Genomic DNA, 22397 nt, shown 5'->3' on the forward strand with positions numbered 1-22397 from the left:
CTTTTGTTGTTTTTTTACAATCCAGCAAAGTCCTTGATTTCTTGTGCTGACATGGAAGAGTCGCAACGGACATTGATTTGTCCATCAGCAATGTGAACAAATCCTGGTACGGTTGGAATTCCGTAGCGTGAGCGGAATTCTTGTAACTCATTTAGTTGGCTTGGTTCTTCACTGTTGATGAAGTAGATGTGAGCTTTAGTTTCAGCTACGACACCTGCCAAGGTACCAGCAAATTTACGGCAGTAAGGGCAAGTTTTGCGACCGATAAAGAAGGTTGCAGTTTCTTTCTTATCAAGAGCTTCTTGCGCACGCGCAACTGTAGTGACTTCAAGGTCTTTAATGTTTTCTAAAAATTGTTCCATGAGATTACCTCGCTTTCATTGATAAGTCTAGTATGCCATAAAGTTTCTAAAAATGCTCAGATTTGATACGAAAAAAGATGAGATTGGTTGGTCTCATCTTTTATAATTTCTTATTTTACAAACGCATTGATTTCTGCTTCGATGTTGGCAATCTTAGCTTGTGAATCTTCATTGCTTTCACCCACAACGGCAATGTAGAACTTGATTTTTGGTTCTGTACCTGAAGGGCGAACTGCAATCCATGAACCGTCAGCAAGTGTATATTTCAACACATCACTTGGAGGAGTTGTCAAGTTTGTAACAGTACCATCAGCAACAGTAGCAGTTTGAGCCTTGAAGTCTTCTACGACAGTGATAGCTGTTGCATTCCATTCTTTTGGAGCATTGTTACGGAACTTAGCCATGATTTCCTTGATTTGTTCTGCACCATCAACACCAGAAAGGGTAACAGAGATAGTCTTTTCAGCGTAGTAGCCGTATTCTTTGTAGATTTCTTCGATACCGTCAGCAAGTGTCAAACCACGTGAACGGTAGTAGGCAGCAAGTTCAGCAACGACAAGAACGGCTTGGATAGCATCTTTATCACGTACGAATGGTTTAATCAAGTAACCGAAGCTTTCTTCAAATCCCATCATGTAAGTGTGATTGTGTTTTTCTTCAAATTCTTGGATTTTCTCTGCGATGAATTTGAAACCTGTCAAAACGTTGAACATGGTTGCGCCGTAGCTTTCAGCAATCTTCGTTACCAAGTCAGTTGATACGATGGATTTGCAGAGAGCTGCATTTTCAGGAAGAGTTCCAGCATTTTTGTGGGCTTCCAAGATGTATTTAGCCATGATAGCACCGATTTGGTTACCTGAAAGGTTAAGGTAGCTACCATCTTTTTGAAGAACTTCAACACCAACACGGTCAGCGTCAGGGTCAGTTGCAACAAGCACATCTGCACCAACTTGACGACCAAGTTCTTCAGCAAGGGCGAAGGCTGCTTGGCTTTCTGGGTTTGGAGATTTTACAGTTGAGAAGTCAGGATCAGCAGTTGCTTGTGCTTCAACAACTTGAACAGAGTCAAATCCTGCTTGAGCAAGAGCACGACGAGCCAACATTTCACCCGTACCATGAAGTGGTGTGTAGACAATCTTCATGTCTTTACCGAATTCTTCGATCAAGGCTGGGTTGATGTTTACGTCTTTAACTTCTTTAAGGTATTCTGCATCAACAGCTTCGCCGATAACTTCAATCAAGCCAGAAGCTTTTTCCGCTTCTACATCGGCAACTTCCACAGCGAATGGATTTTCGATAGCACGAATGTAAGTAGTCAAAGCGTCCGCGTCATGTGGAGGCATTTGTCCACCGTCTTCACCGTAAACCTTGTAACCGTTAAATGGAGCAGGGTTATGGCTGGCAGTAATCATGATACCTGCAAAACAGTTGAGGTGACGAACTGCAAATGACAGTTCTGGAGTTGGACGGAGGCTTTCAAATACGTAAGATTTGATACCGTGTTTAGCAAGAACTGCCGCAGATTCAAAGGCAAACTCAGGTGAGAAGTGACGGCTATCGTAGGCAATTGCTACACCACGTTCTTTTTCGTTTCCACCTTTTGACTCAATCAAACGAGCCAAACCTTCGGTAGCTTGACGAACAACGTAGATATTGATGCGGTTTGTACCAGCACCGATCAAACCACGCATACCAGCGGTACCAAATTCAAGATTGGTATAAAAGGCATCTTCCTTTGTTTTTTCGTCCATATTGATTAAATCTTGACGAAGGTAGTCTGGAAGGTCAGCAAAATCGACCCATTTTTGATAATTTTCTTGGTAAGTCATAGAGTGTCTCCTTTGTTTATTTGCTTTAATCGCTTTCATTATATCACGATTTGACATTTTAGTAAAACGTTAGCATAACTTAAAATGTAGGAAATTAACTTTTGCACTTTAGCGGGAAAATGGTGGGGACTGTGCTTACTTATACTAAGTTAGGGATGAAAATTAATTATTAGATACTTTATAACATGAAAGTTTATAATTCATTTTGTAGGTTTGTTGAAGAAAAAAATCAAAAATATTGTTATATTCTATTCTTTTTATAAAGAATCCTTTAATGTATCAAATGAACAGATAGAAAAATTTAAGTTAAAACTCTATAAATTTAAGATATTTTGAAAAATTCTGGTTTCTGTTTTGAATTTTATTCTACGTATGGTAAAATATAGTAAATCATTAAAGGAGAATCCATTATGAAAAAAATTCTTAAGCATTCTGCTTTGCTTTTATCAGCTTTAGCACTGGTTGCCTGTGGAGCTTCCAAAAAAGCAAGCGACAATGGTACTGCCTCGAACTCAAACTTTGAAGTTTCAGTAAAAGACGGTATGTTTGTATTGCCTAAAGATGAAGATTCATCTTCAAGCTACCTTGCACTTCAAGTCGAAATCAAGAACAATCGTGATAAACAGTTTAGTTTTACTAGCCAAGATATTACGCTTTATAATGAAAAAGATGAAAAATTACAACCAATTCAAATCTACGAAAGCGACAGTAAAACGAAATTTATGTCATATGGTGACAGTCTTTCTAAAGGAAAGAGTGTTGCTGGTTATGTAGTGTATGAGGTAGACAAGAATGCTAAGTATGAACTCCACTTCGCACCTAGCTTTTATGATGACATCAAAGAGAATTCTAAAAAGAATAACGATGTAGCAATCAAGGTGGATCCAAGTCAGTATGAAGATCATATTGATGAAGCGAAAGATGTAATGAAAAAATATGTCGATGCTGTTTACCTTAATGGGGAAAGTTCTGGTGGTGGAACGAACCTAAGTGCTACTGATAATAAGTCTCAAGTTGTTGCGCTTGCTGATGATAAAAAATCTTCTGATAATAGTGCTGAATTCACAAACGATGCGAAAGCTGATAAAGAAGAGTTTATCAAGAAATTTACAGAATCGTTCGGAAAAGGCTTCTATAACTACAAACCATCTGATTCAGAACTTAGAACATTCGCAGATGCCTACATCAAAGCAAATGCTAAGAGAGCAAAAGTTGATTATAAAGTGAAGACATATTTGCCAGACTATGCTGTTGTTTATGTTAGACCAGAAACAATCGACTTGGATAATTTGAATGTTCATGAATTGAGCCGTAAATTCTATGAAGAAAACAAAGGTAAATATAGCAACTACTCAGAAGCTATGAAAGCTGGTGAGAAGTACATTTTAGAAAATGCACCAAGTCAATTTGATTCAACTCCTCTAGATACAAGCGATAACATGAAAAAAGAGGGTTATGAAATTAAAATGACCAAGAAAGATGGAAAATGGACCATCGATACCTCTTCTAAAAACTATGACTTAAAAGATATGGCTCGCACATTCCGTGGAGGCATTGGATACTAAGATGAAAGGTTCGGGTATACTACTCGAACTTTTTTCATTGCAATTGTGCAAAAGAGAAAAAGATAGTAAAATAGAGATATGATTATTTTACAAGCTAATAAAATTGAACGATCTTTTGCTGGTGAGGTTCTTTTTGATAATATTAATCTGCAGGTAGATGAACGAGACCGGATTGCTCTTGTTGGGAAAAATGGTGCAGGTAAGTCTACTCTTTTAAAGATTTTGGTTGGAGAAGAGGAGCCAACTAGTGGAGAAATCAATAAGAAAAAAGATATTTCTCTGTCTTACCTAGCCCAAGATAGCCGTTTTGAGTCTGAAAATACCATTTATGATGAAATGCTCCATGTCTTTGATGACTTGCGTCGGACAGAGACACAACTGCGTCAGATGGAGTTGGAGATGGGTGAAAAGTATGGTGAAGATCTAGATAAACTGATGGCGGATTATGATCGTTTATCAGAGAATTTCCGTCAGGCTGGTGGCTTTACCTACGAAGCTGATATCCGCGCTATCTTGAATGGTTTCAAGTTTGACGAGTCTATGTGGCAGATGAAAATTGCTGAGCTTTCAGGTGGTCAAAATACTCGGCTTGCTCTGGCCAAAATGCTCCTTGAAAAACCAAATCTCTTGGTCTTGGACGAGCCGACCAACCACTTGGATATTGAAACCATTGCCTGGTTGGAAAATTACCTAGTCAACTACAGTGGCGCTCTCATCATTGTTAGTCACGACCGTTATTTCTTGGACAAGGTTGCAACAATTACGCTCGATTTGACCAAGCATTCTTTGGATCGCTATGTGGGGAATTACTCTCGTTTTGTTGAACAAAAAGAGCAAAAACTAGCAACTGAGGCAAAAAACTATGAGAAACAGCAGAAGGAAATCGCTGCTCTGGAAGATTTTGTTAATCGCAATCTAGTAAGAGCTTCGACAACCAAACGTGCCCAATCGCGCCGTAAACAACTGGAAAAAATGGAGCGATTGGATAAACCTGAAGCTGGTAAGAAATCAGCTAATATGACCTTCCAGTCTGAAAAAACATCTGGTAATGTTGTCCTGACAGTTGAAAATGCAGCCATTGGTTATGATGGGGAAATTTTGTCAGAACCGATAAATCTTGACCTTCGCAAGATGAATGCTGTTGCTATCGTTGGACCAAACGGTATTGGGAAGTCAACCTTTATCAAGTCAATAGTAGACCAGATTCCTCTTATCAAAGGAGAGAAGCGTTTTGGAGCAAATGTTGAGGTTGGTTACTATGACCAGACTCAAAGCAAGCTAACACCAAGCAATAGTGTCCTAGATGAACTTTGGAATGATTTTAAACTAACACCAGAGGTTGAAATCCGTAATCGACTTGGAGCCTTCCTTTTCTCAGGAGATGATGTTAAGAAATCAGTTGGCATGCTGTCAGGTGGCGAAAAAGCTCGTTTGTTACTTGCCAAACTTTCTATGGAAAACAACAACTTTTTAATTCTTGACGAGCCGACCAACCACTTGGATATTGATAGCAAGGAAGTGCTAGAAAATGCCTTGATTGACTTTGATGGGACCCTTCTTTTCGTCAGTCACGACCGTTACTTTATCAATCGTGTAGCCACTCATGTTTTGGAATTGTCCGAGAGTGGTTCAACCCTCTACCTTGGAGATTATGACTACTATGTTGAAAAGAAAGCAGAAGTAGAAATGACTCAGACAAAAGAAGCTTCAACTAGTAATCAAGCAAAAGAAACAAGTCCAGTTAATGACTACCAAGCTCAGAAAGAAAGTCAGAAAGAAGCCCGTAAGCTCATGCGACAAATCGAAAATCTAGAAGCTGAAATTGAAGAGTTAGAAACTCAAAGTCAAGCCATTTCTGAACAAATGCTGGAAACCAACGATGCTGAAAAGCTCATGGAATTGCAGGCTGAACTGGACAAAATTAGCCATCGTCAAGAAGAAGCTATGCTTGAGTGGGAAGAATTATCAGAGCAGGTGTAAGAAATGAAACATCTTGGAAAGGTATTTCGTGAATTTCGAACAAGTGGGAAATACTCCTTAAAAGAGGCGGCAGGTAAATCATGTTCAACTTCTCAATTATCTCGCTTCGAGCTTGGGGAGTCTGATCTGGCAGTTTCTCGTTTCTTTGAGATTTTGGACAATATTCATGTGACTATTGAGAATTTCATGGACAAGGCTAGGGATTTTCAAAATCATGAACATGTTGCCTTAATGGCACAGATTATTCCGCTTTACTACTCAAATGATATTGCAGGTTTTCAAAAGCTTCAAAGAGAACAACTTGAAAAGTCTAAGAGATCGACAACTCCCCTCTATTTTGAGCTGAATTGGATTCTGCTACAGGGTTTGATTTGTCAAAGAGATGCTCGTTACAGGATGAGGCAGAGTGATTTGGAAAAGGTGGCAGATTATCTTTTTCAAACAGAAGAATGGACCATGTATGAGTTGATTCTTTTCGGAAATCTCTATACTTTCTACAATGTGGACTATGTAGCTCGGATTGGCAGAGAAGTCATGGAGCGGGAAGACTACTACAAGGAAATTGGTCGGCATCGTAAACTCGTTTTGATTTTAGCTCTTAACTGTTACCAGCATTGTTTGGAAAATCGATCCTTTGCGGATGCGGACTATTTTGAGGGCTATGTGGAGAAGTTAATTGGAAATGGTATCAAGCTTTATGAGCGCAATATCTTCCATTATCTCAAAGGTTTCGCCCTCTACCAGAGAGACTTGAAAGAAGAAGGTTGTAGTCAGATGCGGGAGGCCATGCATATTTTTGCTGTGCTTGGACTTCCAGAGCAAGTGGCTTACTATCAGGAACATTATGAAAAATTTGTAAATCCTTAAATTTCCCAAATAAGGGAAAAATAAAGAGACTCCTTTCAGTTTTGATACAATAGTTTCAAAATTTGAGAGGGGTTTTTTATATGAATCGACATGCAATCCAGTTGATTAGTCGTGGTGCTATTAATAAAATAGGAAATATGCTCTATGATTATGGAAACAGTGTTTGGTTGGCATCAATGGGAACGATAGGGCAGACTGTTCTTGGGATTTATCAAATTTCTGAACTCGTCACATCGATTCTGGTCAATCCCTTTGGCGGAGTGATTTCAGACCGATTTTCGCGTCGCAAAATTTTGATGACGACAGACTTGATTTGTGGCGTTCTTTGCTTAGCTATTTCTTTCATCAGAGATGATAGCTTGATGATTGCTGCCTTGATTTTTGCCAATATTGTTCAGGCGGTTGCCTTTGCATTTTCTCGTACATCTAACAAAGCCATTATAACTGAGGTTGTAGAGAAAGACGAGATTGTGACCTATAACTCTCGCTTGGAGTTAGTTTTACAGGTTGTAGGAGTCAGTTCTCCGGTGCTTTCTTTTCTCGTTTTACAATTTGCCAGTCTCCATATGACGCTCGTTTTAGATGCCATTAGTTTTTTTATCGCATTTACCTTAGTAGCTTTTCTCCCAAAAAAAGAGACTCAGGAACAAGAGAAAAAGACTTTCAGCTGGAAAAATATTTTTGCTGATATGAAAGAAGGGATTCGCTATATTTGGCGCCAGCAAGAGATCTTTTTCCTTTTGGTAGTAGCTTCCAGTGTTAATTTCTTTTTTGCAGCTTTTGAATTTCTCCTCCCTTTTTCAAATCGACTATACGGGGTAGAAGGAGCTTATGCAACTATTTTAACTATGGGCGCTATTGGTTCGATTATTGGAGCTCTTCTAGCTAGTAAAATAAAGGCAAGTGTTTATAATCTTTTGATTCTATTGGCTTTAACTGGAGTTGGAGTTTTTATGATGGGATTACCACTGCCAACTTTTCTCTCCTTTTCTGGAAATTTAGTTTGTGAACTGTTTATGACGATTTTTAATATTCACTTTTTTACTCAGGTTCAAACCAAGGTTGAGGGGGAATACTTGGGAAGAGTACTAAGCACCATTTTTACCTTAGCCATCCTATTTATGCCGATTGCAAAAGGCTTTATGACGGTGCTACCAAGTGTCCATCTCTCTTCTTTTCTGATAATTGGAAGCGGTGTTATCATCCTGTCTTGTTTATCCCTCGTTTATGTGCGAAGTCATTTTAAAAAAGAGTTATAATTTCTCTTTTTTAGAAAATATTTCATTACGAATCATTTTTCAGTCCTTCTCTATTGTGAGGAGGGCTTGCTTTGTGGTAAAATGGGATTATGAATGAAAGAATGAATGAGTTAGTTGCCTTACTCAACCGCTATGCGACCGAGTACTATACGAGTGACAATCCCTCGGTTTCAGATAGCGAGTATGATCGTCTCTACCGAGAGTTGGTTGAGTTGGAAGCCGCCTATCCAGATCAAGTTTTAGCGGATAGTCCAACTCATCGTGTTGGTGGTAAGGTTTTAGATGGTTTTGAAAAATACAGTCATCAGTATCCTCTATACAGTTTGCAGGATGCTTTTTCACGTGAAGAGTTAGAAGCTTTTGATGCGCGTGTGCGAAAGGAATTACCCCAACCGACCTATATTTGTGAGCTGAAAATCGATGGTTTGTCTATCTCGCTTACGTATGAAAAGGGGATTTTGGTTGTTGGTGCCACACGTGGGGATGGTTCTGTTGGTGAAAATATCACCGAAAACCTCAAGCGTGTCAAGGACATTCCTTTGACCTTGCCCGAAGAACTAGATATCACCGTTCGTGGAGAGTGTTACATGCCACGCGCTTCATTTGACCAGGTCAACCAAGCTCGCCAAGAAAATGGAGAGCCTGAATTTGCTAATCCTCGTAACGCAGCTGCAGGAACCCTCCGTCAGCTGGATACAGCAGTAGTGGCCAAACGCAATCTTGCGACTTTCCTCTATCAAGAAGCCAGCCCTTCTACTCGTGATAGTCAAGAAAAAGTCTTGGAGCATCTTGAACAGCTTGGTTTTGTAGTTAATCCTAAACGAATATTGGCTAAAAGTATAGATGAGATATGGGATTTCATCCAAGAAGTAGGACAAGAACGGGAGAAACTTCCTTACGATATTGATGGAGTGGTCATCAAGGTCAACGACCTAGCAGGTCAAGAAGAACTCGGCTTTACTGTTAAAGCGCCCAAGTGGGCAATCGCCTATAAATTTCCCGCTGAAGAAAAAGAAGCCCAGCTCCTTTCAGTTGACTGGACAGTAGGTCGTACGGGTGTTGTGACTCCGACTGCCAATCTAACACCTGTTCAGCTTGCTGGGACAACTGTTAGCCGTGCAACATTGCATAATGTAGATTATATTGCTGAAAAGGATATCCGCAAAGATGATACGGTTATCGTTTATAAGGCTGGAGATATCATCCCTGCTGTTCTGCGTGTGGTAGAGTCTAAACGTGTTTCTGAAGAAAAACTAGATATTCCGACTAACTGTCCGAGCTGTGACAGTCAGTTGCTTCATTTTGAAGATGAAGTGGCTCTTCGTTGTATCAATCCACGCTGTCCTGCCCAAATCATGGAAGGTTTGATTCACTTTGCCTCTCGAGATGCTATGAATATTACGGGTCTTGGTCCATCTATCGTCGAAAAGCTTTTTGCTGCTAATCTGGTTAAGGATGTGGCAGATATTTACCGTTTGAAAGAAAACGATTTCCTTCTTTTAGAAGGCGTCAAGGAAAAGTCTGCTTCTAAACTATATCAGGCCATTCAAGCATCCAAGGAAAACTCTGCTGAAAAGCTCTTGTTTGGTCTGGGAATTCGCCATGTCGGAAGCAAGGCTAGCCAACTCTTGCTCCAACATTTCCACTCTATTGAAAATCTAGCCCAAGCAGACCCAGAGGAAGTAGCAAGTATCGAGAGCTTGGGTGGAGTGATTGCCCAAAGCCTTCAGACTTACTTTGCTACAGAAGGATCGAAGATTCTCTTAGATGAGTTGAAAGAAGCTGGAGTCAATCTGGACTACAAGGGACAGACAGTAGTAGCAGATGCGGCCTTGTCAGGTTTGACAGTTGTATTAACAGGAAAATTGGAACGTCTCACGCGCTCAGAAGCCAAAAGCAAACTCGAAAGTCTGGGTGCCAAAGTCACAGGCAGTGTTTCTAAGAAAACGAATCTTGTCGTAGCAGGAGCAGATGCAGGAAGCAAGCTCCAAAAAGCACAAGAACTTGGTATCGAAGTTCGAGATGAAGCTTGGCTAGAAAGTTTGTAAAGAATAGTTGAAAACTAGATGTTAGATAGTCTGGAACTATCTCTCCTGATGTGTTTTTATATCTATTAATGCTATTCTCTATTGTGCTGAAATTCCCGCTAAATTCTTCAGCACCACATAAAAAAATTGAAATTAGGAATTAGGAAAAGAAATGTATAGATACCCAGTAGTCATCCATTTTCACCGAAAAAATGGGGATTATGATGCTTGTTCATTCAGTAGAAAACAGGCAGATGTTAAAGAAAATTTGTATTATGAAAATGATTATTTTGGTGCAAAATTCTCCTTTACAGTTACAAGTGTAGAAAGGCTCGATACTCTGAACTTTTCTGTAGAAATAGATGGAAAGACAAAAGATTATCTCCTACGGTTTAACTACTATCCACTGTTGACTGAGGTTTGGATTTTGGATGGTGATGAGACGGTTTATTATTCTGAAAATCCAGCCATTGCAAGTTCTTGCTATAAAGATCGAAACCCGTTTGCTTTTGATAAAGCCTTTCACAGTGAAAGTTTTGATCACCATTGGGGATACCAAGGAGAGTTGGGGTATAGTATCTCTGACTACCAGACAAGCTTTAAACTCTGGGCTCCAACAGCTACAGCAGTTCAAGTGGTCGTTTATGAAAATACAAGTAACGACGCGCCGATTTGGAAAACCTTTAATCTTGAGCGTGGTAATAGCTATTCATATAGTCATAAGTACAATACCATTGGTGTTTGGAGTGTAGACCTGGATGAAAATCTTGCAGGTAAAGCCTATCAGTATCAGATTGAGTTTCCGCACCACCAGACCTTGATACGAGACCCATACACTATCGCTACAAGTCCTGATGGGAAACGTTCTGTCATCCTATCTCAGCAAGATAGACAGGTAGAAGGATTTAAAGTCAAACATGGGACAGACGCCCTTTGGCGTTTGGAAAATCCATGTAAAGCCGTTATCTGTGAGATGCACATTCGTGATTTTACAAAATCGCCGACATCTGGAGTTCCAGAAAACCTTCGAGGGACCTTCCTTGGGGCTGCCCAGACTGGAACGGTTAACCAGTATGGTCAAGCAACAGCCTTTGATTATATCAAAGAACTCGGCTGTAATTATGTTCAACTCCAACCAATCTTTGATCGCCATAAGGAATATGACGAGGACGGGAATGTAACCTATAACTGGGGTTATGACCCTCAAAACTACAATGCGCCAGAACCAAGTTTCTCTAGTAATCTAGATGATCCTGGACAGGTTATTCGAGACCTCAAGACCATGATTCAGGCATATCATGATGCGGGAATCGGTGTCATTATGGATGTCGTTTACAACCATACCTTCTCAACGGTTGATGCACCTTTCCAAACAACTGTTCCCGATTATTACTATCGTATGAATCCAGATGGAACCTTCCAAAACGGTACAGGTGTTGGAAATGAAACCGCAAGCGAACACGAAATGTACCGCAAGTATATGATTGACTCACTCCTTTATTGGGTGAAAGAATACAATATTGACGGATTCCGTTTCGACTTGATGGGAATTCACGATGTTAAAACCATGCAGGCGATTCGCTGGGCACTTGATGAAGTTGATCCCCGTATTATCACCTATGGAGAAGGCTGGGATATGGGGACAGGTCTTGCACCTTATGATAAGGCCAAGAAGGACAATGCCTACCAGATGCCAAATATCGGATTCTTCAACGATGATCAGCGTGATGCCATCAAAGGAGGAGAAGTTTACGGCTCAATCAAGGCAGGATTTGTTAGCGGTGCAGCTACAGAACCGATTGTAGCCAAAGCTATTCTTGGTAGCCGAGAGTTGGGTTCATATCTTAGTCCAAACCAAGTTCTTAACTACGTGGAAGCTCATGATAATTACAACTTGCATGATTTGTTAGCAACCCTTCACCCAGATCACAGTTCAGATAAGATTATGCGTCAGGTCGAGACAGCAACAGCGATGAGCATTCTTATGCAAGGGATGTCCTTTATAGAGCTGGGGCAAGAATTTGGTCGCACCAAGCTCCTTGCTACAGGAGAAAATGGCGAGCTGACTCCAGCAGATAGAGAACGGGCTATGAATAGTTACAATGCTCCAGATAGTGTCAACCAGGTCAACTGGGATTTAATCAATGAGAGACAAGAGAGCATTGACTTTATTCGCCAGATTATTCGCCTAAAAACACAAAGGCGTGCTTTCTCTTATCCTACATACGAAGAAGTTTATCGTCATGTTTTCGTCCATACAGCTGCTGAAAATAGTGGTTGGATTGTTTACGAAATTCACGGTGGAACAGAGCACTTATTGGTGGTATTCAATGCCAAGGGAACTTCTTTCTACTTTGAAAATGCAGGAAATCTTGAAATGCTTGTGTCCAATAGTCGTTCTAAAGAGTCTAATGTGATTGATGATATCAGCGTTGCAGTCTTGAAGGTACTTTCATAGTAAATGCAGCAAAAAGGTTTAGTTAAAACTAGACCTTTTTTGATTTTTATTGAAAAACCAATATCTAATAGGAATAAATTTCAAATAATTTGAAGAATCAAGTTTGTGAAAAAAATATCAATATTTTCCAAAAAGGGGTTGTAATTTTCTGAAAATTTGATAAAATAAGTTTTAATCATTTTCAGGAGGAAGAGAATTTGACACATTATCAGAATTTAGTGAATGGAAAATGGAAATCATCAGAGAATGAAATTGCCATCTATTCTCCCATCAATCAAGAAAAGTTGGGGACAGTACCCGCTATGAGTCAGGCTGAAGTAGATGAGGCTATGGAAGCAGCGCGTACAGCTCTCCCAGCATGGCGTGATTTAGCACCAGTTGAGCGTGCAGCCTATTTGCATAAGACAGCAGACATTTTGGAACGTGACAAAGAAAAAATTGGTACCATTCTTGCTAAAGAGGTTGCAAAAGGGATTAAAGCAGCCATTGGAGAAGTAGTACGTACAGCAGAATTGATTCGTTTTGCTGCCGAGGAAGGTCTCCGTATCACTGGACAAGCAATGGAAGGTGGCGGTTTTGAAGCTGCAAGTAAAAATAAACTAGCCGTTGTCCGTCGTGAACCAGTTGGTGTCGTTTTAGCTATTGCACCATTTAACTATCCAGTCAACCTTTCTGGATCTAAGATTGCTCCGGCTTTGATTGCAGGAAATGTCGTTATGTTCAAACCCCCAACACAAGGATCTATTTCTGGCCTCTTGCTAGCTAAAGCATTTGACGAAGCAGGAATCCCAGCAGGTGTCTTTAACACCATCACTGGACGTGGTTCTGAAATCGGAGACTACATCATCGAACACAAGGAAGTGAACTTCATTAACTTTACAGGTTCAACACCGATTGGTGAGCGTATTGGTCGTTTAGCTGGTATGCGCCCGATTATGCTTGAACTTGGTGGGAAAGATGCAGCAATTGTCTTAGAAGATGCAGATTTAGAAAATGCAGCTAAGCAAATCGTAGGTGGTGCCTTTAGCTACTCTGGTCAGCGTTGTACCGCTATCAAACGTGTTTTGGTTGTGGAAAGCGTAGCAGACAGATTGGCAGAATTGCTCCAAGCTGAAGTTGCTAAGCTAACAGTCGGTGATCCATTTGACAATACAGATATCACACCTGTTATTGACAATGCTTCAGCTGATTTCATCTGGGGATTGATTGAAGATGCTCAGGAAAAAGGAGCCAAAGCGCTCAGTCCAATCAAACGTGAGAATAATCTCATTTGGCCAGGACTTTTTGATTATGTCACAAGAGACATGAAATTAGCCTGGGAAGAACCATTTGGACCTGTTCTCCCAATTATCCGAGTTGCAGATGCCAATGAAGCGTTAGAAATTGCTAATGAATCAGAGTTCGGTCTTCAATCTTCAGTCTTTACAAATGACTTTAAGAAGGCGTTTGAAATTGCTGAAAAACTTGAAGTGGGTACCGTTCATATTAATAATAAAACACAGCGTGGACCAGATAATTTCCCATTCCTTGGTGTAAAGGGTTCTGGTGCAGGAGTACAAGGAATTAAATATAGTATCGAAGCGATGACAAATGTTAAATCCATTGTTTTTGATGTGAAATAATTTATAAAATTAGGAAATTACCTTCCTGATTTTATTTTTTACTAAAAATACAGTTAAAAATTGATAAAAAACGAATATTCTGGTATTATAATAAAAAAATATATGGAAATTGTTTCGTATTCTATTTTCAGGATATCTTTTTTAAAATGCTAGGTAATTTTTTGAAGGCTTTCATAAAAAAATATGATTTCCTTCGTAAATTACTTGAAAGTTATCTTAAAAGAGTGTATAATAGAATTATAGAAAACGCTTACAAAAGAAAGGGGATTGAATGAATAATCAAGAAGCATTAAGAACCTTTACTACAGGTGAGAACTTTCACCTCCAGCATTATTTAGGAGCGCATAGAGAGGAGAAAAACGGAGAAATAGGCTATACCTTTAGGGTTTGGGCACCAAATGCACAAGCAGTTCATCTAGTTGGTGATTTTACTAATTGGGTTGAGAATCAAATTCCTATGGTTCGTAATGAAGCAGGTGTTTGGGAAGTCTTTACGAGTCAAGCTCAGGAAGGTCAGATTTATAAATATCATATCACGCGTGCAAATGGTCACCAGATTATGAAGATTGATCCGTTGGCAGTTTATTTTGAAGCTAGACCGGGCACAGGAGCAGTTCTGACCAATATCCGTGAAAAGAAATGGAAAGATGGTCTTTGGCTAGCACGTCGCAAACGTTTGGGATTTTTCGAGAGACCAGTTAATATATACGAGGCCCATGCAGGATCTTGGAAGAGAAATCCAGATGGTAGTCCCTATACTTTTTCACAACTGAAGGACGAGTTGATTCCATACTTGGTTGAGATGAACTATACACATATTGAGTTCATGCCTTTAATGGCTCACCCACTTGGATTGAGCTGGGGCTATCAACTTATGGGTTACTTTGCTTTTGAACATTCCTATGGCAGACCTGAGGAATTCCAAGATTTCGTTGAAGAGTGTCATATAAATAATATCGGTGTTATCGTAGACTGGGTTCCAGGTCATTTCACTATTAATGATGATGCATTAGCATATTATGACGGCACACCAACTTTTGAATACCAAGATCACAACAAGGCTCATAACTACGGTTGGGGTGCGCTGAATTTTGACCTCGGGAAAAATGAGGTCCAGTCTTTCTTGATTTCAAGTATTAAATTTTGGATTGATTTTTACCACTTAGATGGTATTCGGGTCGATGCAGTGAGCAATATGCTGTATCTAGATTATGATAATGCTCCTTGGACTCCAAACAAAGACGGTGGAAACCTTAACTATGAGGGTTATTATTTCCTTCAACGTTTGAACACAGTGATTAAGTTAGCTCATCCAGATATCATGATGATTGCAGAAGAAAGTTCATCAGCGACAAAGATTACTGGCATGAAAGAAATGGGTGGTCTTGGCTTTGACTATAAATGGAATATGGGCTGGATGAACGATATTCTCCGTTTCTACGAGGAAGATCCGATTTATCGCAAGTATGACTTTAATCTTGTGACTTTCAGCTTTATGTATGTTTTCAATGAAAACTATCTCCTACCTTTCTCACATGATGAGGTAGTTCATGGTAAGAAGAGTATGATGCATAAGATGTGGGGAGATCGCTACAATCAGTTCGCTGGTTTGCGCAATCTTTACACCTATCAAATTTGTCATCCAGGTAAGAAACTCTTGTTCATGGGTAGTGAGTACGGGCAATTCCTCGAGTGGAAGTCTGAGGAGCAGTTGGAGTGGTCTAATCTAGAAGATCCGATGAATGCCAAGATGAAGCATTTCACTTCACAACTGAATCAATTCTATAAAGAGCATCGTTGTCTGTGGGAAATTGATACTAGTTATGATGGTATCGAGATTATCGATGCTGATAATAGAGATCAGAGTGTCCTTTCCTTTATTCGTAAGGGCAAGAAGGACGAAGTATTAGTCTGTGTCTTTAATATGGCACCAGTTGAACGTAAGGACTTTACGATTGGTTTACCTGTTGCAGGTATTTACGAAGAGGTTTGGAATACAGAACTAGAAGAATGGGGAGGTGTGTGGAAAGAGCACAATCAAACAGTTCAGACTCAAGAAGGCTTATGGAAAGATTATGAGCAGACTTTGACCTTTACCCTGCCTGCCATGGGAGCAAGCATCTGGAAGATCAAGCGTCGTTTGAAACCAACCAAGAAAAAAGAATAATGGGCTGATGATGATATTTTTTAGATTTTAAAAACGGATGTACTTGTATTGGACTTGAAACACAAGAGAAATGGATTTCCTATTATTTTTATAAAAAAGTTTGACTTCCGACCTTCTTTCGATTTTAACGTTCACATGTCTTTATAAAGGAGTAGAAAATGAAGAATGAAATGCTAGCTTTGATCCTTGCGGGTGGGCAAGGAACTCGTCTCGGAAAACTCACTCAAAGCATTGCCAAACCGGCAGTGCAATTCGGTGGGCGCTACCGTATCATTGACTTTGCTCTTTCCAACTGTGCAAACTCTGGAATCCATAATGTTGGTGTGATTACGCAGTACCAACCTCTTGCTTTGAACAACCATATCGGAAATGGTTCTAGCTGGGGATTGGATGGTATCAGTTCAGGCGTTTCTATTTTACAACCTTATTCAGCCAGCGAAGGAAACCGTTGGTTTGAAGGGACTAGTCACGCTATCTACCAAAACATTGACTACATCGACAGTGTTAATCCTGAGTATGTTTTGATTCTTTCTGGTGACCACATCTACAAGATGGACTACGATGATATGCTTCAGTCCCATAAGGATAACAATGCCAGTTTGACAGTAGCTGTCCTAGACGTACCTCTCAAAGAAGCTAGCCGTTTTGGTATCATGAACACAGATGCCAATAACCGTATCGTTGAATTCGAGGAAAAACCTGCGCAACCTAAGTCTACAAAGGCTTCTATGGGAATTTATATCTTTGACTGGAAACGACTTCGCAATATGCTTGTTGTTGCTGAAAAGAGCAATGTGGATATGTCAGACTTTGGGAAGAACGTTATCCCTAACTATCTCGAGTCTGGTGAAAGTGTCTATGCTTATGAATTTAATGGCTACTGGAAAGATGTTGGTACGATTGAGTCACTTTGGGAAGCCAATATGGAGTACATTTCGCCAGAAAATGCCTTGGATAGCCGCAATCGTCAGTGGAAAATTTACTCAAGAAACTTGATCTCACCACCCAACTACTTTGGAGCACATGCACACGTTGAGGATTCATTGGTCGTGGATGGCTGTTTTGTAGATGGAACGGTTAAACGTTCGATTCTTTCAACAGAAGCACAGGTTCGTGAAGGAGCCGAGGTCGTTGATTCAGTCATCATGAGTGGGGCTATTATTGGCCATGGAGCAAAGATTACTCGTGCTATTATTGGTGAAGGTGCCATTATTGCAGACGGCGTAGAGATTGACGGAACTGACGAAGTACAAGTAGTAGGATACAATGAAGTAGTGGGGGTAGCAACAGATGAAGATTGATAAATATTCAGCCATTTTAGGAAACACAGTTGGTTTTCATGATATGTCAACATTAACAGAACACCGTCCGGTAGCTAGCTTACCTTTCGGTGGGAAATACCGTTTGATTGACTTCCCCCTTTCCAGTCTTGCAAATGCAGGTGTTCGTAGTATCTTTGGTATTTTCCAACAAGATAATATCAGCTCAGTATTCGACCATATCCGTTCAGGTCGTGAGTGGGGCTTGTCCACCCTTCTAAGTCACTACTATCTAGGAATTTACAATACTCGTGTTGAAAGCAGTACAGTTGGAAAAGAGTATTACCAACAGCTTCTTACCTACTTGAGACGTTCAGGTTCAAACCAAACCGTTTCGATTAACTGCGATGTGCTGGTGAATATTGACTTGAATCAAGTCTTCCACCTACACAATACAACGAAAGGTCCGATCACAGTTGTATATAAGAAACTTCCGAAGAAAGACATTTCAGATGTGAATGCTATCTTGGAAATTGATGAAACTGACCATGTTCGTTCGCACAAACTCTTTGATAACAAATCTACGGATGAACTCTTCAACATGTCTACAGATATCTTTGTTGTGGATACTCCTTGGTTGATTGAACGACTTGAAGAAGAGGCTCAGAAAGAATATCCTGAAAAGTTACGCTATGTTCTTCGTGATTTAGCTGCAAAAGAAGGAGCTTTTGCTTACGAATACACAGGCTACTTAGCTAATATTCACTCTGTTCAGTCCTATTATCAAGCAAATATTGATATGCTTGAATCTAAAAAGTTCTATTCTCTCTTCTCACCAAATCAAAAGATTTATACAAAAGTTAAGAATGAAGAACCAACCTACTATGCGAATACTTCAAAAGTAAGAAGTTCTCAGTTTGCTTCTGGTAGTATCATTGAGGGTGAAGTAGTTCAGTCAGTTCTATCTCGTAACATTTATGTTCACAAAGATAGTGTGGTGAAGGACAGCATTTTATTCCCTCGTGTTGTGATTGGGCAAGGTGCCCAGGTTGAATATGCAATTCTAGACAAAGGAGTTGAGGTTGCGGACGGTGTTGTCATTCGAGGCACAGCAGAACATCCAGTTGTAGTGAAGAAGGGTGAAACAGTAACAGAGGACATTTATTCATGAAAATTTTATTTGTAGCGGCAGAAGGAGCACCCTTTTCAAAAACAGGTGGTTTGGGCGATGTCATTGGCGCACTTCCCAAATCACTTGTAAAAGCGGGGCACGAAGTTGCAGTTTTCTTGCCTTATTATGATATGGTAGAAGCTAAGTTCGGCGACCAGATAGAGGATGTTCTCCATTTTGAAGTTAGTGTAGGATGGCGTAGACAGTACTGTGGTATTAAGAAAACGGTCTTGAATGGGGTTACTTTCTACTTCATTGATAATCAGTATTATTTCTTCCGTGGTCATGTGTACGGTGATTTTGACGATGGTGAACGCTTTGCCTTTTTCCAACTGGCTGCTCTTGAAGCTATGGAACGCATCGACTTTATCCCTGACCTTCTCCATGTTCATGATTACCACACAGCCATGATTCCCTTCTTGTTAAAAGAAAAGTACCATTGGATTCAAGCCTATCAAGGAATCAGAACCGTTTTAACCATTCATAATTTGGAATTCCAAGGTCAATTTTCTGAAGGAATGTTGTGGGATTTGTTCGGTGTTGGGTTTGAACGCTATGCTGATGGGACCCTTCGCTGGAATGATTGTCTCAACTGGATGAAAGCAGGTATTCTCTACGCGGATCGTGTCTCAACCGTTTCCCCTAGCTATGCGCACGAGATTATGACCAGTCAGTTTGGTTGCGGTTTGGACCAGATTCTTCGCATGGAGTCAGGTAAGGTTTCAGGTATTGTTAATGGTATTGACGCAGATCTTTATAATCCTCAAACAGACCCACTTTTAGACTATCATTTTGATAAAGAAGATTTGTCTGGAAAAGCTCAAAACAAAGCAAAATTGCAAGAGAGAGTTGGGTTACCTGTACGAGCAGATGTTCCTCTAGTTGGGATTGTCTCTCGTTTGACGCGCCAAAAAGGTTTTGATGTTGTTGTAGAAAGCTTGCATCGTTTCTTACAGGAGGACGTTCAAATAGTCCTTTTAGGAACAGGTGACCCAGCTTTTGAACATTCTTTCTCTTGGTTTGCACAAGTCTATCCAGACAAGCTATCAGCAAATATCACTTTTGACGTCAAACTTGCTCAAGAAATCTACGCAGCTTGTGATCTCTTCCTCATGCCGAGTCGTTTTGAACCATGTGGTTTGTCTCAAATGATGGCGATGCGCTATGGAACTCTACCATTGGTTCATGAGGTTGGTGGACTAAGAGATACAGTTCAATCCTTCAATCCAATCGAAGGAACTGGTACTGGATTTAGCTTTGATAATTTAACACCTTATTGGCTTAACTGGAGTTTCCAAACAGCCTTGGATGTTTATAAGAACCAGCCAGACGTTTGGAGAAATCTACAAAAACAAGCTATGGAATGCGATTTCTCATGGGATACAGCCTGCAAATCTTACCTGGACTTGTACCATAGTTTAGTCAACTAATAGATAAAATCGTATGATTCTTTCATACGATTTTTGGGCTGTTTAGAAAGGAAAGTTTATGTCTCAAGTAAAAGGCTTGTGTGTCATGGACGTTGACGGCACCCTGATAGCAGAAGAAGTGATTGATCTTTTAGGAAAAGAAGCAGGTTGCGAAGAAGAAATATCGCAGATTACAAGCCAGGCAATGCGAGGTGAACTGGACTTTGAAACAAGTTTACGAGCGAGGGTAGCTTTGTTAAAAAGCCTTCCGGTTTCGGTCTTTGATACTGTCATCAAATCCATTCATCTGTCCAAGAATGCCCAAGAATTTATCTCCATACTTCAAAAGAAGGGTATTTTAGTCGGTCTAGTGTCTGGTGGATTTGCACCAATAGTTGAGAGATTAGCAAAATCCCTTGGTATCTCCTATTTCTCCGCCAACCAGTTGGAAGTCAAAGACGGTTTTTTAACAGGTCGACTAGTTGGTGAAATTGTGACAGGTCAAGTAAAACAAGATACTCTTGAGAAATGGAAAAAAGAACTGAAACTTCCCAAAGAAAGAACGATTGCCATCGGTGATGGTGCCAATGACCTCTTGATGTTAAAGTCAGCAGGACGTGGTATTGCATTTTGTGCCAAAGAGGTCGTAAAAACAGAGATAGCTTGTCATGTAGATACGAGGGATTTTTTGGAAGTTCTACCTTTGATTGATTTCTTAGAATGAGAGGAACTATGAAAATTGTAATTGCACCCGATTCTTTTAAAGAAAGTTTGATGGCAGAAGAGGTCGCTCAAGCTATAAAAAGAGGATTCCAAAAATCGATAGCAGATGTAGAATGTCTGCTTTGCCCTGTAGGTGATGGTGGGGAAGGAACTGTAGATGCTATTCGACATTCTCTTGAACTCGAAGAAAAATGGCAAGAAGTGACAGGACCTTTTGGCCAAAAAGAAGCCATGCGCTGCTTTTATAAAGGCCAAATAGCGCTCTTTGAAGTTGCTGACTTGGTTGGTTTAGGAAAGATTCCGCGGGAGAAACGAAATCCCCTTCACATCCAAACCAAAGGTATCGGAGAGTTGATTCGCCATCTCATTGATCTTGGAATGAAAGAAATCTATATCGGTGTAGGTGGTACGGCAAGTAATGATGGTGGAATTGGCATTGCAGCTGCTTTAGGTTATCGTTTTTATGATAAGAATGGAAAGGAATTGCCAGCTTGCGGTCAGACTTTGCTTGAGTTCGAGGCAGTTTCAAATAGCAAGTTGTCTAGGTTTCCTGAAGATGTGAAAATCCGAATTTTAGCAGATGTCGTGAGCCCTCTATGTGGTCATCAAGGGGCAACCTATACATTTGGAAAACAAAAGGGCTTGGAACCTGCTTTGTTTGAGACAGTAGATTTGGCTATACAGCGGTTCTATGGAAAATTTTCACCATCAACCCTCTCTCTTAAAGGAGCAGGAGCCGGCGGTGGGATTGCGGCTGGGCTCTGTGCCTTTGCTGAGGCCACTATCGTATCTGGGATTGACACTTGCTTGGATTTGATTGGCTTTGACAAGAAGGTTGCAGGGGCCGACTTGGTTATCGTTGGAGAAGGTAGACTGGACAGTCAAAGCTTTGTTGGAAAAGCTCCTATCGGTGTAGCAAAAAGAACTCCTGAAGGAGTTCCAGTTATCGCTATTTGTGGTAGTCTTTCCGAGGATTTACCTTCCCTACCATTCGAAAATATACAAGCAGCCTTTTCTATTTTAGAGAAAAGTGAACCTTTGGAAGATAGTTTGAAAAATGCAAGTCTCTATTTGGAGCACACAGCTACTAATATTGGCCGTTTATTAAACATGAGAAATCATTAGCCAAACCATTTTTTCCATACGGATTTTTTAGGAGCCTCTGCCTTTTTCTCCTCCCAAAGACTTGAAAATGCAAGTCTAAGGTCCTTTTCGTCTACTTGAACAGGTTCATTTGTATGAATGACAAGACCGAAAGGAGAGGTGATATGATCGTCTGAAATAATAGTCGCCTGACAGTTGCTTTCCTTTGCTTGTTTTAAGTAAAAGACCTGTTTGTCAAACTCGATACTTGGTGAGATTTTCACAAAAAGTATCTCTACCTTTTCTTGAAAGCTTTCTAAAATAGAGAAAAATCCATGTTCTAATTCAGAACTATTGGCAGTACTGATATCCGCGTAGCCAAGAACTCTTTCCTCGAAAGTCCCGAGATAGCGGCGTTGTTCGTCAGGGTTTAATTTGGGCCCACCATGAGCTTTTTCTAGTAGTTGTTTTGATAAATCTGTCATAAAAACAGTATATCACAAAAATCGCAAGAAAACAGACAAAAGAAAGCGATTACTTTATAAAGTTAAGGAAAATTTGCACAAAGATAACGTTTTTTCTTGAAAAACGCTTATTTTTAAGGTATCATAGAGGT

General features: G+C 40.2%; 16 protein-coding genes. 13 read left to right on the plus strand and 3 right to left on the minus strand.

What is annotated here, in order from left to right; translation table 11 throughout:
- Positions 1–14: 14 nt before the first annotated feature.
- Together GMD1S_RS00875 and GMD1S_RS00880 are read right to left on the minus strand one after the other, a co-directional pair.
- A complete protein-coding gene (locus GMD1S_RS00875) occupies positions 15–362 on the minus strand; it encodes a thioredoxin (RefSeq protein ID WP_000434656.1) in 348 nt (115 codons plus the stop codon).
- Between the two features lie 110 nt (positions 363–472).
- On the minus strand, positions 473–2191 hold the full coding sequence (locus tag GMD1S_RS00880; RefSeq protein ID WP_000222135.1) for a phospho-sugar mutase: 1719 nt from the start codon (positions 2189–2191) through the stop codon (positions 473–475).
- 410 nt (positions 2192–2601) lie between these two features.
- On the opposite strand from GMD1S_RS00880, the gene GMD1S_RS00885 reads away from it, so the two are divergent.
- The 13 genes from GMD1S_RS00885 to GMD1S_RS00945 all read left to right on the plus strand — a co-directional run bounded on the left by GMD1S_RS00885 (position 2602) and on the right by GMD1S_RS00945 (position 21823).
- Positions 2602–3756: a DUF5105 domain-containing protein gene (locus GMD1S_RS00885; RefSeq protein WP_000722100.1), complete on the plus strand. Its 1155-nt coding sequence runs from the start codon at positions 2602–2604 to the stop codon at positions 3754–3756.
- 78 nt (positions 3757–3834) lie between these two features.
- A complete protein-coding gene (locus GMD1S_RS00890) occupies positions 3835–5736 on the plus strand; it encodes an ABC transporter ATP-binding protein (RefSeq protein ID WP_000584870.1) in 1902 nt (633 codons plus the stop codon).
- Positions 5737–5739: 3 nt separating this feature from the next.
- Positions 5740–6603, plus strand: coding sequence for an Rgg family transcriptional regulator (locus GMD1S_RS00895; protein ID WP_000681330.1), 864 nt, complete (start codon positions 5740–5742; stop codon positions 6601–6603).
- 80 nt (positions 6604–6683) lie between these two features.
- Entirely contained in the window at positions 6684–7862 is a 1179-nt protein-coding gene (locus tag GMD1S_RS00900; protein ID WP_001079356.1) for an MFS transporter, read from the plus strand.
- A gap of 89 nt (positions 7863–7951) precedes the next feature.
- Positions 7952–9910 (plus strand): NAD-dependent DNA ligase LigA, encoded by a 1959-nt coding sequence (ligA, locus tag GMD1S_RS00905; RefSeq protein ID WP_001005753.1) that lies wholly within the window; start codon positions 7952–7954, stop codon positions 9908–9910.
- Between the two features lie 151 nt (positions 9911–10061).
- Positions 10062–12347 carry a type I pullulanase gene (gene pulA / locus GMD1S_RS00910; protein WP_000286538.1) on the plus strand — a complete coding sequence of 762 codons (2286 nt, stop codon included), beginning with the start codon at positions 10062–10064 and terminating at the stop codon, positions 12345–12347.
- Positions 12348–12544: 197 nt separating this feature from the next.
- Complete coding sequence (locus GMD1S_RS00915) at positions 12545–13969, plus strand: NADP-dependent glyceraldehyde-3-phosphate dehydrogenase (protein WP_000150231.1); 1425 nt, start codon at positions 12545–12547, stop codon at positions 13967–13969.
- A 271-nt stretch (positions 13970–14240) separates the two neighbouring features.
- Positions 14241–16136, plus strand: coding sequence for a 1,4-alpha-glucan branching protein GlgB (gene glgB, locus GMD1S_RS00920; RefSeq protein WP_001064535.1), 1896 nt, complete (start codon positions 14241–14243; stop codon positions 16134–16136).
- A gap of 158 nt (positions 16137–16294) precedes the next feature.
- Complete coding sequence (locus tag GMD1S_RS00925; RefSeq protein ID WP_000787263.1) at positions 16295–17437, plus strand: glucose-1-phosphate adenylyltransferase; 1143 nt, start codon at positions 16295–16297, stop codon at positions 17435–17437.
- Positions 17427–18566: a glucose-1-phosphate adenylyltransferase subunit GlgD gene (gene glgD, locus GMD1S_RS00930; protein WP_000687048.1), complete on the plus strand. Its 1140-nt coding sequence runs from the start codon at positions 17427–17429 to the stop codon at positions 18564–18566. The genes GMD1S_RS00925 and glgD overlap by 11 nt, the downstream gene beginning before the upstream one ends.
- Positions 18563–19996 carry a glycogen synthase GlgA gene (glgA, locus tag GMD1S_RS00935; RefSeq protein ID WP_000697273.1) on the plus strand — a complete coding sequence of 478 codons (1434 nt, stop codon included), beginning with the start codon at positions 18563–18565 and terminating at the stop codon, positions 19994–19996. Before glgD ends, glgA begins: the two co-directional genes overlap by 4 nt.
- 58 nt (positions 19997–20054) lie before the next feature.
- Positions 20055–20699, plus strand: a complete 645-nt coding sequence (gene serB / locus GMD1S_RS00940) for a phosphoserine phosphatase SerB (RefSeq protein ID WP_000084494.1) — start codon at positions 20055–20057, stop codon at positions 20697–20699.
- 8 nt (positions 20700–20707) lie between these two features.
- Positions 20708–21823, plus strand: a complete 1116-nt coding sequence (locus GMD1S_RS00945) for a glycerate kinase (RefSeq protein WP_000706320.1) — start codon at positions 20708–20710, stop codon at positions 21821–21823.
- On the opposite strand, the gene GMD1S_RS00950 is transcribed toward GMD1S_RS00945, so the two are convergent.
- Positions 21820–22266: a DUF1694 domain-containing protein gene (locus GMD1S_RS00950; RefSeq protein WP_000131100.1), complete on the minus strand. Its 447-nt coding sequence runs from the start codon at positions 22264–22266 to the stop codon at positions 21820–21822. The genes GMD1S_RS00945 and GMD1S_RS00950 overlap by 4 nt on opposite strands.
- Positions 22267–22397: the final 131 nt, after the last annotated feature.

Source organism: Streptococcus sp. GMD1S, from assembly GCF_000296875.1.
Taxonomy (GTDB): domain Bacteria; phylum Bacillota; class Bacilli; order Lactobacillales; family Streptococcaceae; genus Streptococcus.

Coding starts and splice junctions, on each gene's coding strand:
- GMD1S_RS00875 (WP_000434656.1), bottom strand. CDS start 362: ATGGAACAATTTTTAGAAAACATTAAAGACCTTGAAGTCACTACAGTT.
- GMD1S_RS00880 (WP_000222135.1), bottom strand. CDS start 2,191: ATGACTTACCAAGAAAATTATCAAAAATGGGTCGATTTTGCTGACCTT.
- GMD1S_RS00885 (WP_000722100.1), top strand. CDS start 2,602: ATGAAAAAAATTCTTAAGCATTCTGCTTTGCTTTTATCAGCTTTAGCA.
- GMD1S_RS00890 (WP_000584870.1), top strand. CDS start 3,835: ATGATTATTTTACAAGCTAATAAAATTGAACGATCTTTTGCTGGTGAG.
- GMD1S_RS00895 (WP_000681330.1), top strand. CDS start 5,740: ATGAAACATCTTGGAAAGGTATTTCGTGAATTTCGAACAAGTGGGAAA.
- GMD1S_RS00900 (WP_001079356.1), top strand. CDS start 6,684: ATGAATCGACATGCAATCCAGTTGATTAGTCGTGGTGCTATTAATAAA.
- ligA (WP_001005753.1), top strand. CDS start 7,952: ATGAATGAAAGAATGAATGAGTTAGTTGCCTTACTCAACCGCTATGCG.
- pulA (WP_000286538.1), top strand. CDS start 10,062: ATGTATAGATACCCAGTAGTCATCCATTTTCACCGAAAAAATGGGGAT.
- glgB (WP_001064535.1), top strand. CDS start 14,241: ATGAATAATCAAGAAGCATTAAGAACCTTTACTACAGGTGAGAACTTT.
- GMD1S_RS00925 (WP_000787263.1), top strand. CDS start 16,295: ATGAAGAATGAAATGCTAGCTTTGATCCTTGCGGGTGGGCAAGGAACT.
- glgD (WP_000687048.1), top strand. CDS start 17,427: ATGAAGATTGATAAATATTCAGCCATTTTAGGAAACACAGTTGGTTTT.
- glgA (WP_000697273.1), top strand. CDS start 18,563: ATGAAAATTTTATTTGTAGCGGCAGAAGGAGCACCCTTTTCAAAAACA.
- serB (WP_000084494.1), top strand. CDS start 20,055: ATGTCTCAAGTAAAAGGCTTGTGTGTCATGGACGTTGACGGCACCCTG.
- GMD1S_RS00945 (WP_000706320.1), top strand. CDS start 20,708: ATGAAAATTGTAATTGCACCCGATTCTTTTAAAGAAAGTTTGATGGCA.
- GMD1S_RS00950 (WP_000131100.1), bottom strand. CDS start 22,266: ATGACAGATTTATCAAAACAACTACTAGAAAAAGCTCATGGTGGGCCC.